The sequence below is a fragment of the Sinorhizobium sp. KGO-5 genome (assembly GCF_036245905.1).
Classification (GTDB): Bacteria; Pseudomonadota; Alphaproteobacteria; order Rhizobiales; family Rhizobiaceae; genus Sinorhizobium; species Sinorhizobium meliloti_A.
Genome location: NZ_BDIZ01000001.1, coordinates 346205 through 360090 on the forward strand (window position 1 = coordinate 346205; position 13886 = coordinate 360090).

The 13886-nt window shown below is 63.7% G+C and carries 12 protein-coding genes; 8 read left to right on the forward strand and 4 right to left on the reverse strand.

The features are described 5' to 3' along the window. The first annotated feature begins 118 nt into the window (after positions 1–118). The 3 genes from BHD07_RS01535 to serA all read left to right on the forward strand — a co-directional run bounded on the left by BHD07_RS01535 (position 119) and on the right by serA (position 3881). The gene (locus tag BHD07_RS01535) at positions 119–889 is read left to right on the forward strand and encodes an outer membrane protein (RefSeq protein WP_198516773.1); all 771 of its coding nucleotides are present in this window, start codon (positions 119–121) and stop codon (positions 887–889) included. A gap of 137 nt (positions 890–1026) precedes the next feature. Further along, positions 1027–2205, forward strand: a complete 1179-nt coding sequence (locus tag BHD07_RS01540) for a phosphoserine transaminase (RefSeq protein WP_018096853.1) — start codon at positions 1027–1029, stop codon at positions 2203–2205. An 80-nt stretch (positions 2206–2285) separates the two neighbouring features. Then, positions 2286–3881 carry a phosphoglycerate dehydrogenase gene (gene serA, locus BHD07_RS01545; protein ID WP_100672990.1) on the forward strand — a complete coding sequence of 532 codons (1596 nt, stop codon included), beginning with the start codon at positions 2286–2288 and terminating at the stop codon, positions 3879–3881. Positions 3882–3949: 68 nt separating this feature from the next. Here the strand turns inward: serA and BHD07_RS01550 are convergent, their stop codons facing one another. Then, complete coding sequence (locus BHD07_RS01550) at positions 3950–4840, reverse strand: DMT family transporter (RefSeq protein ID WP_100672991.1); 891 nt, start codon at positions 4838–4840, stop codon at positions 3950–3952. A 204-nt stretch (positions 4841–5044) separates the two neighbouring features. Here BHD07_RS01550 and BHD07_RS01555 point away from each other — a divergent pair, with 204 nt between their 5' ends. From BHD07_RS01555 to BHD07_RS01565, 3 genes are all read left to right on the forward strand, one after another. Next, on the forward strand, positions 5045–6343 hold the full coding sequence (locus BHD07_RS01555) for an adenylosuccinate synthase (RefSeq protein WP_018096856.1): 1299 nt from the start codon (positions 5045–5047) through the stop codon (positions 6341–6343). 63 nt (positions 6344–6406) lie between these two features. Beyond that, positions 6407–8689 (forward strand): hypothetical protein, encoded by a 2283-nt coding sequence (locus tag BHD07_RS01560; RefSeq protein ID WP_338277266.1) that lies wholly within the window; start codon positions 6407–6409, stop codon positions 8687–8689. Positions 8690–9115: 426 nt separating this feature from the next. Next, a complete protein-coding gene (locus tag BHD07_RS01565; protein WP_338277268.1) occupies positions 9116–9298 on the forward strand; it encodes a hypothetical protein in 183 nt (60 codons plus the stop codon). Here BHD07_RS01565 and rpoH read toward each other — a convergent pair. After that, positions 9295–10200: an RNA polymerase sigma factor RpoH gene (gene rpoH, locus BHD07_RS01570; protein ID WP_003527567.1), complete on the reverse strand. Its 906-nt coding sequence runs from the start codon at positions 10198–10200 to the stop codon at positions 9295–9297. The two genes, BHD07_RS01565 and rpoH, sit on opposite strands and share 4 nt — an antisense overlap. A gap of 197 nt (positions 10201–10397) precedes the next feature. Beyond that, a complete protein-coding gene (locus BHD07_RS01575; protein WP_018096860.1) occupies positions 10398–11429 on the reverse strand; it encodes an RluA family pseudouridine synthase in 1032 nt (343 codons plus the stop codon). Positions 11430–11458: 29 nt separating this feature from the next. On the opposite strand from BHD07_RS01575, the gene BHD07_RS01580 reads away from it, so the two are divergent. Then, entirely contained in the window at positions 11459–11842 is a 384-nt protein-coding gene (locus tag BHD07_RS01580) for a hypothetical protein (protein ID WP_018096861.1), read from the forward strand. Between the two features lie 4 nt (positions 11843–11846). Further along, entirely contained in the window at positions 11847–12674 is an 828-nt protein-coding gene (locus tag BHD07_RS01585) for a TrmH family RNA methyltransferase (RefSeq protein WP_100672993.1), read from the forward strand. Positions 12675–12737: 63 nt separating this feature from the next. Here the strand turns inward: BHD07_RS01585 and BHD07_RS01590 are convergent, their stop codons facing one another. Continuing rightward, complete coding sequence (locus BHD07_RS01590) at positions 12738–13820, reverse strand: hypothetical protein (protein ID WP_338277274.1); 1083 nt, start codon at positions 13818–13820, stop codon at positions 12738–12740. Between the last annotated feature and the right edge of the window lie 66 nt (positions 13821–13886).

Sequence of the window (13886 nt, forward strand, 5' to 3'; positions counted from 1 at the left end):
TAACGCGAATGGCCAGCTTCACGCTGCAGCGCTTTGCGTCTCCCCATATATGCGCAAGCCCGCAGCACCTGGCCGAGCGAAAGGGCATGGCATGGATTGGCGACGGGGATTTTGCAGCATGGCATTCTGCGCCGGCCTGTTGGCGCCGTTCTCTGCACAGGCCGCCGACGAAGAACTGCTCGACGCGCCCGAGATCACGATTTCGCCGGAAACGACCGGCGGCGGCCTTTATCTGCGTGGCGACATCGGCTACGCAGCCTGGCTGGACGAGGGCGATCCCTTCTACCGCTCCTCTGGCGGCACGGGAGCCGTTTCCTTCGACGACGCGCGCTTCGACAAGCCGGCCTCCGCCACCATCGGCCTCGGCTATCAATTCACCGACGTCATTCGTGCCGATCTAACGGCCGAATATTTCGAGGGCCGCTTCGACGGGACGTCGCTGTCCGCCAGTCCGTGCGCGGGCGAGGGCGCGGGGACGAGGTGCGCTCTTTCCCATAGCGCCAATTTTTCCGCGCTCGGCCTGATGGCAAACGGTTATGTCGATCTGGCGACGCTTGCCGGTTTCACGCCGTATCTCGGTGCCGGCATCGGAGCGACCCGGATCGACTGGAAAACGACCCATGAGACCTCGACCTGCGTTGGGGCAGGCGGGGCCTGCTCCGGGGCGGCGGGCGGTGCTTCCTACGGCGGGCGGGACAGCTGGCGCTTTACCTATGCCTTCATGGCGGGCGCCTCCTACGACGTCACGGATCGGCTGAAGTTCGATGCCGGCTATCGCTATTCGCAGATTGCGGATGGCGACATGTTTGGCTCCGGGGGCGCGGAGGGCTATGACGACGGACTGTCGCGTCATGAGTTCCGCGTCGGGCTGCGTTTCGCGCTTTGGTGATGCAGTGCCGGTTTGCTCGAAACGGCAAAAGTTTCTTCAAACGCGACGCGACCGCTTGACTTCCTCTCCGAGCCGCAATATTCCCGGCGGCGGGACACCCCTCCCCAACGAGGGGCTTCTATCTGAGAGGATAGCATATGACGAAGCCTGCCAAGCCGGCCATGCGCCCGGCCAATACTCATTTTTCTTCTGGTCCTTGCGCCAAGCGTCCCGGTTGGACGCTCGAAGCTCTCTCCGATGCCCCGCTCGGTCGCTCGCACCGAGCAAAGATCGGAAAGACAAAGCTCAAGCAAGCGATAGACCTCACCCGCGAAATTCTCGAAGTTCCGGCCGATTACCGTATCGGTATCGTGCCCGCTTCGGACACCGGTGCCGTTGAGATGGCGCTTTGGTCGCTGCTCGGCGCCCGCGGCGTCGACATGCTGGCGTGGGAGAGCTTTGGTGCCGGCTGGGTGACCGACGTCGTCAAGCAGTTGAAGCTTTCCGATGTCCGCCGCCTGGAGGCCGATTACGGCGCGCTCCCGGACCTGTCCAAGGTCGATTTCGATCGCGACGTGGTCTTCACCTGGAACGGCACGACCTCCGGCGTGCGGGTCCCGAATGCCGATTTCATTCCCGCGGATCGCAAGGGCCTGACCATCTGCGATGCGACCTCCGCCGCCTTCGCGCAGGCGCTCGATTTCGCCAAGCTCGACGTCGTGACCTTCTCCTGGCAGAAGGTGCTTGGCGGAGAGGGCGCTCATGGCGTGCTGATCCTCAGCCCCCGCGCAGTCGAACGGCTGGAGACCTATGTCCCCGCCTGGCCGCTGCCGAAGATCTTCCGCATGACCAAGGGCGGCAAGCTGATCGAGGGTATCTTCACCGGCGAGACGATCAATACGCCGTCCATGCTCTGCGTCGAGGACTATATCGACGCGCTTCTCTGGGCGAAGTCGGTCGGTGGCCTTGAGGGTCTGATGGCCCGCGCCGATGCCAATGCCGAGGTCATTCACCGTTTCGTTGCGGCCAATGACTGGATCGCCAACCTCGCGGTGAAGCCCGAAACCCGCTCCAATACGTCGGTCTGCCTGAAGATCGCCGACAATGATGTGTCGGCGCTCGACGCGGACGCACAGGCCGCCTTCGCCAAGGGGGTCGTGGCCCTCCTCGAGAAGGAAGGCGTCGCATTCGACATCGGCCATTATCGCGATGCGCCGTCCGGGCTTCGCATATGGGCGGGCGCGACGATCGAGACGTCCGACATGGAAGCGTTGATGCCGTGGCTTGCCTGGGCTTTCGAGACCCAGAAGGCGACGCTTTCGCAGGCTGCCGCCTGATCCGATGCGATCCGCTTCGCTCTCCCTGAGGGCGAAGCCTAATCCCCAATGGTTCAGACCTGTTTTTCAAGGAGGCCTTCATGGCACCTCGCGTTCTCGTATCCGATGAACTGTCGGAAACCGCTGTCCAGATATTCCGCGACCATGGCGTGGAAGTGGATTTCCAGCCGAAGCTTGGCAAGGACAAGGAGAAGCTTGCCGAGATCATCGGCAATTACGACGGCCTTGCCATCCGCTCCGCCACCAAGGTGACCGAAAAGCTGATCGCCGCCGCGACCAATCTCAAGGTCGTCGGCCGCGCCGGCATCGGCGTCGACAATGTCGACATTCCCGCCGCTTCGCGCCGCGGCATCATCGTCATGAACACGCCCTTCGGCAACTCGATCACCACCGCCGAGCATGCGATCGCGTTGATGTTCGCCGTTGCAAGGCAGCTTCCCGCCGCCGACGGCTCGACCCAGGCCGGCAAGTGGGAGAAGTCGAAGTTCATGGGCGTCGAGATCACCGGCAAGGTGCTCGGGGTCATCGGCGCCGGCAATATCGGCTCGATCGTCTGCGCCCGCGCGATCGGTCTCAAGATGCACGTCATCGCCTATGATCCGTTCCTGTCGAAAGAGCGGGCAGAGGAAATGGGCGTCGTCAAGGTCGAGCTCGACGAACTCCTCGCCCAGGCAGACTTCATCAGCCTGCACGTGCCGCTGACGGACAAGACCCGCAACATCCTGAACGCGGAGGCGATTGCGAAGACCAAGCCGGGCGTGCGTATCATCAACTGCGCCCGCGGCGGTCTCGTCGATGAAAGGGCGCTTGCCGAGGCCCTCAAGTCCGGCCACGTCGCCGGCGCAGGCTTCGACGTCTTCGAGGTCGAGCCCGCCACGGAGAGCCCGCTCTTCGGCCTGCCGAACGTCGTCTGCACGCCGCATCTCGGCGCATCGACGACCGAGGCGCAGGAGAACGTCGCTCTGCAGGTCGCCGAGCAGATGTCGGAATATCTCGTCAAGGGTGCGGTCACGAACGCCATCAACATGCCGTCGATCACGGCGGAAGAGGCGCCGATCCTGAAGCCCTTCATCCGGCTCGCGGACGTTCTCGGTGCCTTTGTCGGACAGGTCACCGAAAGCGCGATCAAGGAGATCGAGATTCTCTACGACGGCTCGACCGCGGCGATGAACACCAAGGCGCTGACGAGCGCGGCGCTCGCCGGCCTGATCCGCCCCCAGGTGGCCGACGTCAATATGGTTTCGGCGCCGGTCATGGTCAAGGAAAAGGGTGTGATCCTTTCCGAGGTCAAGCGCGACAAGACCGGTGTCTTCGACGGCTACATCAAGCTGACTGTCAAGACGGCGAACCAGACCCGCTCCGTCGCAGGGACCGTCTTCTCCGACGGCAAGCCGCGCTTCATCCAGATCAAGGGCATCAATCTCGATGCGGATGTCGGCAATCACATGGTCTACATAACCAACACCGACGTTCCCGGCATGATCGGCTTCATCGGATCTACCCTCGGCGACGCGGGCGTCAACATCGCCAATTTCCAGCTCGGCCGTGAGAAGCAGGGCGGCGATGCGATCGCGCTGCTTTACGTCGATGGCCCGGTTTCGGAGACCGTGCTCGACAAGCTGCGGGCGAACGAAGCGATCCGCCAGGCAAAGCCGCTGGTGTTCAATATCGACTGAGCCGCACTCGGGCTTTCAAATTGCCCCTTCCCGCAGGCGTCCGCAGGGGAGGGGCTTTACCATATATGTCACCGCGGCAGCTTCGGCCGGCCGCGTTCGGCAATGGCGATGCCGCCGAGGACGAGCGCCAAAGCCGCGAGATGAAACGGGTGGAATATCTCGCCGACCAGAAGGACGGAGAGAAGGGTCCCGAACACGGGAATGGCGTTGATGAACAGGCCGGCACGATTGGCGCCGATCATCTCGACGCCGCGAACATAGAGAACCTGCGACATCAGCGAGGGGAAGATCGCCGCATAGATCACGATCGCCCAGCCGGTCGCATCCGGCATGATTGCCGTACCTTTCCCGATCTCCCACAAGAGAAGCGGTATGGCGCTCAGCAGCGCCCCGAAGGCCGGGGCGGCTATGAAGCTCTGCCAATGCATTGCCGGTTTCCACCGCAGCGCAACCGTATATGCGGCATAGACGATACAGGCGAGGATCATCAGCGCGTCACCGAAATTGAAGCTCAGGCGCATGAGGCTGGCGAGATCGCCATGGGCGGCGGTAATGAGCACGCCGATCAACGTCACGGTAAAGCCTATGACCTGGGCGAGCGACGCCTTCATCTTGAAAAGCGCGAAATTGAAGATGAAGATCAGCATCGGAATGCCGGCCTGAAGGATGACGGCATTGATGGCGCTGGTGTACTGCACCGCGGAATACAGGAACGCATTGAACATGGTGAAGCCGACGGCGCCATAGGCAAGCAGCTGCAGCCAGTGCTGGCGGATCTTTTGCCAGTCACGGCGGATCTGCGGCGTCATCAGGGCCAGGATGACCGCAAGCGCGAGCAACCAGCGCAGGGTCGTCAGCATCATCGGGCTGACGTGCCCGACGGCCATCTTGCCCGCCACTGAATTGCCGCCCCAAAAGAGCGCGGTAATACCGAGATAGAAATAGGCCCTGGCGTTCACGATGATACGGTCCGTGTGGGGTGGAGGAGGATTGCCGGAATGGCACGAGAGTTCGAGATATAGGCGTTAGATCCGCGGTTTGTCATTCAAAAAGGGCTGGCCACCGTTCATAACGGGGTCGCTTTCCGAAAGACAACACAGTATAGATGCGCGGGTTTGAGAACAGCGCAACGTCCGCATGCGCGTGTAAACAGGAAGAGAATTATGACGAATGTCGTGGTGGTCGGATCCCAGTGGGGCGACGAAGGCAAAGGCAAGATCGTGGATTGGCTCTCGGAACGCGCCGACATCGTGGTGCGCTTCCAGGGCGGCCACAATGCCGGCCACACGCTGGTGATCGACGGCGTCAGCTACAAGCTGTCGCTGCTGCCTTCGGGTGTCGTCCGCCCCGGCAAGCTCGCCGTCATCGGCAATGGCGTGGTGATCGACCCTCATGCATTGCTCGCCGAGATCGACAAGCTTGCGGCCCAGGGCGTCAAGGTCACGCCCGAGAACCTGCGCATCGCCGACAATGCCACGCTCATTCTCTCGCTGCACCGCGAGCTCGACGGCATACGCGAGGACGCGGCTTCGAACAGCGGCACGAAGATCGGCACGACCCGCCGCGGCATCGGTCCGGCCTACGAGGACAAGGTCGGCCGCCGCGCGATCCGCGTCATGGATCTCGCCGACCTCGACACGCTGCCGGCAAAGGTCGATCGGCTGCTGACGCATCACAACGCGTTGCGCCGCGGCCTCGGCGAGGCCGAAATCAGCCATCAGGCGATCATGGACGAGTTGTCGTCGGTTGCCGAGCGCGTGCTGCCGTTCATGGACACGATCTGGCTGCTGCTGGACCGGCAGCGCCGCAAGGGCGCACGGATTCTCTTCGAAGGCGCGCAGGGCACGCTGCTCGATATCGATCACGGCACCTATCCCTTCGTGACCTCGTCGAATACGGTCGCAGGTCAGGCCGCCGCCGGGTCGGGCATGGGCCCCGGCGCGCTCGGCTATATCCTCGGCATCACCAAGGCCTACACGACGCGGGTCGGCGAAGGGCCGTTCCCCACCGAACTCGACGATGAGATCGGCCGCTTCCTGGGAGAGCGCGGCCATGAATTCGGGACGGTGACGGGGCGCAAGCGCCGTTGCGGCTGGTTCGATGCTGCGCTGGTGCGCCAGTCGGTGGCCGCTAACGGCATCACGGGCATAGCGCTCACCAAGCTCGACGTGCTCGACGGGCTGGACGAGTTGAAGATTTGCGTCGGCTATACTCTGGATGGACAGCAGATCGACCATCTTCCCGCAAGTCAGGCACAGCAAGCTTCGGCAAAGCCGGTCTATATCACGCTCGAGGGATGGAAAGAATCGACGGTGGGCGCCCGCAGTTGGGCCGATCTTCCGGCGCAGGCGATCAAGTATGTTCGCCAGGTCGAGGAACTGATCGGCGCGCCGGTCGCGCTACTTTCGACCAGCCCGGAACGGGACGACACGATACTTGTGACGGACCCTTTTGAGGACTAGTGTCGGCGCAAGGAAAGCGGCGACGCGGCAATTGCCGCGGGTCTGGAAATTGAGAAAGTACTGATGGCGGATTTTGTTGCAGTTATTCGCAGGACGGTCGACGGCCTGTCGGAAAACACACTGGAAATGCGAGGCAGGGTCTACGAGAAGGCGCGCGGTGCCGTGCGCCGCCAGCTCGAGAGCATGAACCCCCGGCCGTCGGACGACATGATCAACCGCCAGCTCAACAAGCTGGAACAGGCAATCTCCGAGGTTGAAAGCGAGCACGCCGAAGCCCTGCCGCCGGTCGAGGAGACCGAAGCTCTCGAGCCGGATACGCTCGAAGCACCGCCGGGCGAGGAGGCCGCCACACCGGTAACACAGGAGGCGGAGCCCGAGGCACTGCCGGCCGCATCCGTCGAAACGGAGCAGACCGCCCCAACGCCGGTCGAAGAGCCTGCTTCGGACGCCGCCCCCGAAGAGCCCGAAGATCTTGTGCAATCGGCCCCCGATGAGGAGCCGCCCGCACCGGTTGCCGAGGCCCCCACGGTCGACATGCGCGACGAGGCACCGCTTCACGAAGAGGAGCCGGCCGACGCTGCCGCCGCCGTTCCGCAACGGGATGAGCCGGCCGAGGAACAGCAACCGGCCGCCGAAGCCGATGCGCAGCAGGAACATCCTGCCCAAGACGTGACGGCCGCCGAGCCCGATCCGCAGGATGTCAGCCGCGATGAGGCTGAGGTCGAATCATATCCGGCCGAGCCGGCACCGGACGAGGCGACGCCGGTGGAGGTCCAGGCCGATGATGTGCCGGACAGGCGGGGACCATCCGAGTGGGCTTTGCCCGAATGGGAGGATACCACCCCCTCGCCACGGCCGAGCGAGGTCCCGGTCGAGCCGGAAGACCATAGGCAGGACGAGACGTCGCCGGCCGAGCCCGAGCGGCTGGGGATACATCCGGTCGAGCCGGAAAAGGCCGAAACGGAACAGCATAGCGGCGAGGCGGATGCAGCGCGCTCCTGGTCATTCGACGACAGCGATCCCTTCGCCCAAGGTACCGAAGGCAAGAAGGACCGGCCGGCCGACGAGCCGGAAATTTCCGAATGGTCGTGGCCCGTCGAGAAGGCTCCGGCCGCCGCGAACCAGGAAGAGCGTGCCGGCACTGCCTGGGATCATGTCGACGATCTGCTCGGTTTCGAGGACGACGGCCGGACGGCGAATGGTTCGGCGAGCGACAAGGACAAAGACAGCAGCCTTGCCGCGCCGCCTGCGGTTCCCGCTCGCCCCGCGTCCTATCGCGCCACGCCCAAGCCCAGCCGGTTCAGCATCAAACGCCTGGCGATCGGCGGGGCGGTCGTGCTTCTCCTCGGCGCCGGCGGCTACGCCTACTGGCAGAATAGAGAGGCGGGCAATGCCTGGCTCACGGGCATGGTCGCGAAGATCATGCCGAGCGATCCCGCCGAGACGCCGGCACCGGCGACACCCGGTGGCGAGGCCGAGCCGGCGAACCGACCGGCCGAACAGTCCGGCACCGAGGAAAATACGGCGCTTTCCGATGCTGCTTCCACCAAGTTCACCCAGCGGCTGCTTGCCGATGGAACGGAAAGGGACGAGGGACCTGCCGTCGCGACCGAGACGGCCGCTTCTCAGGAAGGCAAATCCGTCGCTGCACGGACGCATGCGGTAGAGCCGCCGAACGCCAATGCCGGCGTGCAACAGGCGGCAGCGGATCAGACGGCCACGCCGGTGCCCGGCCAGACCGCCAGCGAGGCAGCACCGCAGCCCGAGGTTTCCGTCGCCGATGGCGAGAAGATGTTCCTCTATGAAGAGAGGCTCGGCCAATCCTCGCCGACCGCGATTCCCGGCACCGTTGCCTGGTCGATCAAGGAGGAGTCGCCAGGCGGCGATGCCAAGCCCGAACCCGCCATCCAGGCGCAGATCACGGTTCCCGATCGTGGCCTCACGGCTCTGATGACCATCAAGCGCAATGCCGATCCGTCCTTGCCGGCAAGCCACGTGATCGAGTTCGTGTTTTCGCTGCCCGAGAGCTTCGAGGGCGGCGCTATCGACGGCGTCCAGCGCGTCTCGATGAAGCGAACCGAGCAGGACCGCGGCGATCCGCTGATCGCCGTTCCGGCGAAGATCACCGACGACTTCCACATGATCGCACTCAACGATTTTGCCGAAGCGGTCAGCAACAACACCGAGCTTCTGCGCAGCCGCAGCTGGATCGATATCCCGATCACCTACCGCAATGGCCGCCGCGCTCTCCTTACCCTGGAGAAAGGGCAGGGCGGAGCGGACGCCTTCAACAAGGCCTTGCAGGCTTGGGGAAGTCCCGGCAGCACAGCTTCCAGCGGGCAATAGTCTAAGGCCTGTTGAGATCCGGGCTACCCGCCGCCGCTTGTTTGATACCCGCATCCCTGTGCTCGTCACAGGGATGAGGGTTGAGAGGGTGCGGTCCCCCGGCGCGCTTCATAAACCGGGAAGATAGCGAGGCGGCGCGGAAGGTCGCGGGTCACGCCCGTGTAAAGCGTCCTGCTTCGCTTCTATGCGAGAATGTAGTAGCCGCACATCCCCGGTCCCTCATTCCTGTGCTTGTCACAGGAATCCAGCCAGACCAAGTCCTTGGGCTGGAAAGGCTCTTGCGCGCCGCAGACGCGGCGCTGCTGGATCTCTGTGATGAGGATGAGGAGAGATTGTAGCCCTCCGAAAAGTGTTCTACAGCGCCGCGCGTCTTACGAGACGCGCAAAGGTCGCTGTAGCACTTGAGCTGCTGCTCGGTCGGTACTCATGGAATTCCAGCGCATCGCCATCCGTGCCGACAAAACCCACCAGAGCTTCAACGCCATTATCCATCTCGCGGCCGCCGCCCATCCGGAAGTGCGCAGTGTCAGAATACATGAAGACATGAAAAATCCCGGCTGGATCTCCAGCCGGGACTTTCGTTGTGGGGGTGAATGCGTGGGCCTTTAAGCGCCTTCAACCACGCGCAGCGCACTGGCTCGTTCCAGCGCGGCCTTGCGCACGGCCTCCTGCACCTTTTCGAAGGCCCGAACCTCGATCTGCCGCACGCGCTCGCGGCTGATGTCGAACTCGGTCGAGAGATCCTCCAGCGTTATCGGCTCCTCGGTGAGGCGGCGGGCCTCGAAAATCCGGCGCTCACGGTCGTTCAGAACCTTCATGGCATTGGCCAGCAGTGCGCGGCGGCTCTCGAGCTCGTCCTGTTCGATCAGGATTTGTTCCTGATTGTCGTGATCGTCCACCAGCCAATCCTGCCACTGGCCGGAATCGCCTTCGCTCGCCTTGATCGGCGCATTGAGCGAAGCGTCGCCAGAAAGGCGACGGTTCATCGAGACGACCTCTTCCTCACTGACCTTCAGGGTCGTGGCGATCTCCTTCACCTGTTCCGGCTTGAGATCGCCTTCATCGAGAGCCTGAATGCGGCCTTTCAGCCGTCTCAGGTTGAAGAACAGGCGCTTCTGGTTGGCCGTCGTGCCCATTTTGACCAGAGACCACGAACGCAGGATATATTCCTGGATGGCAGCCTTGATCCACCACATGGCGTAGGTCGCGAGGCGGAAGCCGCGATCGGGCTCGAACTTCTTGACCGCCTGCATCAGGCCGACATTGCCTTCGGAAATGACTTCGCCGATCGGCAGACCGTAGCCGCGATAACCCATCGCGATCTTGGCAACGAGGCGAAGATGGCTCGTTACGAGCTTGTGCGCGGCCTTGCGGTCGTCATGCTCCTGGTACCGCTTGGCGAGCATGTACTCTTCCTGCGGCTCGAGCATGGGAAATTTGCGAATTTCGTCGAGATAGCGGTTGAGACCGCCCTCTCCAGCAGCAATGGTCGGCAAGGTATTGCGGGCCATGAAGCACCCCCTTTGTGCGTCGCCGGCCTCCGGGACGGCAGGCCGGGCCTGTGGGTCTTCATCCAAGACCCCACGAGGCTAATAGATAAGTGCGGCGAAAGCATGATTCAAGGAATCCAGTTTCACGCTGTCGTGAAACTGGAGAAAGAAATCGGCGGGTTGAAACGCCTATAAGATTGGAATCTTCACACGCAAATTCAAGGGGCTCCGACCCGCAGCGCCGCGATCAATTCCTGCATGTCCGCCGGCACGGGCGTTTCGAAATGCATGGTTTCGCCGGTCGCGGGGTGTTCGAACTGCAGCATGAAGGCGTGCAGGGCCTGTCGTGGAAAGCGGTTGACGGCGGCTCTCGCCGGTTCCGGCAGCAGATTGGCCTTGGTGCGGAAGGCCGCGCCGTAATCCGGATCGCCGATCAGCGGATGACCGATATGGGCCATGTGCACGCGGATCTGGTGGGTACGCCCGGTCTCCAGATGGCACTCGACGGTGGAGGCGAGAGAGGTGCCGTCCGGTTTCTCGTGATAGCGCTCGACCACCTCGTAATGTGTGATCGCCTCGCGTGCATCGTCGCTGTCTTCGCGTTTGACGGCCCGTTTCGTCCGGTCGCCGGCCCGCCCCAGCGGCGCGTCGATCTTGCCCTTCAATTGGCGCGGCCGGCCCCAGACTACGGCGCGATAGGCGCGCTCGAGCGGCCCGCTGCGGCCGTGGTCGGCGAACTGATCCGAAAGGTGGCGGTGTGCGGCATCGTTCTTCGCGACCACCATGACGCCGCTCGTGTCCTTGTCGAGGCGATGCACGATACCGGGGCGCTTGACGCCGCCGATGCCGGAAAGGCTGTCGCCGCAATGGTGGATGAGCGCGTTGACGAGAGTTCCCGTCCAATTGCCGGCCCCGGGATGCACGACCAGGCCGGCCGGCTTGACCAGTACGATCAGGTCGGCATCCTCGTAAAGCACGTCGAGCGGGATCGCCTCACCCTTGGGTTCGGGATCCTCCGGCTCGGGCAGGGCAATCCGGAAAGAGTCGCCGGGGTGAACCTTTCGCTTCGGTTCGGTGACGGTCGCGCCGTTGATCGAGACGGCTCCTTGTTCGATCAGGCCCTTGATGCGATTGCGGGAAAACTCGCCCGCAAGCGCTTCCGTCAGGAAGGCGTCGAGGCGCCCGGCCGCGTCATCGCCTGCCGTCAGGACTTTCCTATTGCCGGGCGCTTGTTTAAAGGGATCGTTCATTCCGTTCCAATTCCGATAGAAAGCCGACCATGACCGCAATCGAGCCTGAAGAACAGGAAGACAAGCCGCTTGATCCAGCGATGGAGAACGTCCGTCGCAAGATGGTGCGCCTGCAACTCGTCTCGGCCGGCGTGATGCTGGTGATGCTTATGGCCGTCCTCGGAGCCATTGTCTACAAGCTGACCCGCACGGACGGAAGGGCCGAGGCGGCGCAGCCGGCCTTGAGCGTGCCCGGCGATGCTCCGGTAAGCGCCATTGCGGCGCTGCCGGCCGGCTTCTCGGTGAGCAATGTGGCGCTTTCCGGCTCGCAGCTCGTCTTCTACGGCAGTCTGCCCGGTGCGGAGCCGCGTGCGATCGTTTTCGACATCAGGGCCGGCCGCATCGTTGCCGACGTCACTGTCAGGACCAATTGACGATATGACTGATCCTCTCCTTCGCATCGACGATCCGGCGGACCCGCGCATAGCCGGGTTCCTGTCGATCAAGGAGCGCGATCTGACGGGACGGCAGGGCCGCTTCATCGCCGAGGGGACCGTCGTGCTCAGGATGCTTGCGGCCGCGCATCGCGAAAGGCGCGGCATCGCAGCCGAGGCGATCCTGCTCCTCGAGAGCCGGGTGGCCGGTATCGCGGACCTGCTCGCGCAGTTTCCGCCGGACGTTCCGGTCTATGTGGCGACCGGGCGCGTCTTCGACGCGATCGCCGGGTTCAACATGCATCGCGGCGTGCTGGCGCTCGGCCGGCGCGATGCTGCGCCCGGCCGCGATGCGCTGATTGCAGGATTACCGCAGTCGAGCCTCGTGCTGGCCGCCTGCGGCATATCGAACCACGACAATATGGGGTCGCTCTTTCGCAACGCTGCGGCCTTCGGGGTCGATGCAGTGCTGATGGACTCGATGAGTTGCGATCCGATGTACCGCAAGGCAATCCGCGTATCCGTGGGGTCGGTGCTGACGCTGCCCTTCGCGCGCGAGGGTACAGCGGCGGAGCTGATCGGACGTCTTCAGACGGCAGGTTTCGTCCTCTGGGGTCTGTCCCCGCGCGGCACCGCCGACATCACCGCGATCCCGCCGGCGCCGCGCACCGCATTGCTGGTCGGCACCGAGGGCGAGGGGCTGCCCGAAACGATACTTTCGGAAATTCGCACGGCCCGCATCCGGCAACGGCCCGGCCTGGACAGCCTCAACGTGGCGATGGCGGCCGGCATCGCGCTTCATCAGGTTGCAAGCATCAACGGCAGGGTTTGAGCGGAACGGGGGCGTTTCGGCACGATCGGTGCGGATGCTGCCGCCGGCATCCCCGGCCTGATCTCATTCGGGCTCCAGCATCTCCTTCACCCGCCGCGCCAGGCTCCTTCGGCCTGCCCGCCCTTCGGCATCTTCGCCGGCAAGAAGGCCGTGTATGGGCGAGGTGTTGCCCTCGCGCGTCGCCGTCAGGGTGACCATGCCTGCTGCGATTTCGGCCATCTCCTCGCGGAGCGCCTCATCGTGAGCAGCCGATTTGGAACCGACAAGGCGTTCGGAAAGCGCTGTCGCCCGGTTTCTGAGATCGTCGGAAAGTGCGGCCGTGTCGAGGCCATCCGTCGCGGCGTCGTGCTCGTCCGCATGCTTCGAACGCTTCGCACCGCGCGTTTTGACCTGCGACCTCAAATGGGCGATCTCTGCCGCGCGTTGTTCGAGGGCACTCTCGCGATGGGCGTTGGCCGCCGTTTCGCGGGCGAGGCGGTTTTCGAGTTGATGCATGCGTGTCTCGTCCTGGGTGAGGCGCTGCTCCATTTCCCCGGCGCGGGCGGTTTCCGCCTCCAGGTTGGCGCGCAAGGTCTCGCGCTCGTCGTGGATCGCTCGCATCCGGCTCTTCAGGTGCTCGATTTCGGTGTCGCGCGCCGCAAGGTCTATCTTGAGGCCATCGAGGTCCGCGCTCTGCTTGTCGATCCGGCTCTGCAGCGCGCGGACGGTCTCGGAATGCGCGCCGTTTTCTCGTGCCGAGCTTTTGGCAGCCGCCTCCATGCTTTCCAGGCGTTGTTCCAGCCGACGGATGGTAGAGCGCATGGTGGCCGCCTCGACGTTCATATCCGCCAGCTGCGCCTGAAGTTCGGTGTTTTCGCTCACCAGATGGCGCGTGTCCCTCAGGGTCCTTTCGTGCTGCACCATCAGCGCGACAGCCTTGTCGCGCTCGCGGCGCAGCGCCTGAAGCGTCTTGGCGTTTTCGACGGCATAGGTCGCGCGCGCCGCATCCCTTTGCGCGCGCACTTCCTGCGGGCTCAGAGGCATCGTTGCCTTCAGCCTGTCCTCCGCAAAGCGCACGATGCGCCTTTGGATGGCAGGGGCGACGAGAAGGCCGATGACGACCGCCGTCAGGAAGCCCAGGGCAAAGAGGAGCGCATATTCAATCACGTGCTGGCCGTTTCAGTGTGGACCGGGTCTGCAGCAGGCAGTCATTCGCGTTCATGCAGTAAGCAT

What these genes read in the sequence shown, in the direction of transcription:
- BHD07_RS01535 (WP_198516773.1), top strand. Translation starts at nt 119, where the DNA reads ATGGCATTCTGCGCCGGCCTGTTGGCGCCGTTCTCTGCACAGGCCGCC.
- BHD07_RS01540 (WP_018096853.1), top strand. Translation starts at nt 1,027, where the DNA reads ATGACGAAGCCTGCCAAGCCGGCCATGCGCCCGGCCAATACTCATTTT.
- serA (WP_100672990.1), top strand. Translation starts at nt 2,286, where the DNA reads ATGGCACCTCGCGTTCTCGTATCCGATGAACTGTCGGAAACCGCTGTC.
- BHD07_RS01555 (WP_018096856.1), top strand. Translation starts at nt 5,045, where the DNA reads ATGACGAATGTCGTGGTGGTCGGATCCCAGTGGGGCGACGAAGGCAAA.
- BHD07_RS01560 (WP_338277266.1), top strand. Translation starts at nt 6,407, where the DNA reads ATGGCGGATTTTGTTGCAGTTATTCGCAGGACGGTCGACGGCCTGTCG.
- BHD07_RS01565 (WP_338277268.1), top strand. Translation starts at nt 9,116, where the DNA reads ATGGAATTCCAGCGCATCGCCATCCGTGCCGACAAAACCCACCAGAGC.
- rpoH (WP_003527567.1), bottom strand. Translation starts at nt 10,200, where the DNA reads ATGGCCCGCAATACCTTGCCGACCATTGCTGCTGGAGAGGGCGGTCTC.
- BHD07_RS01575 (WP_018096860.1), bottom strand. Translation starts at nt 11,429, where the DNA reads ATGAACGATCCCTTTAAACAAGCGCCCGGCAATAGGAAAGTCCTGACG.
- BHD07_RS01580 (WP_018096861.1), top strand. Translation starts at nt 11,459, where the DNA reads ATGACCGCAATCGAGCCTGAAGAACAGGAAGACAAGCCGCTTGATCCA.
- BHD07_RS01585 (WP_100672993.1), top strand. Translation starts at nt 11,847, where the DNA reads ATGACTGATCCTCTCCTTCGCATCGACGATCCGGCGGACCCGCGCATA.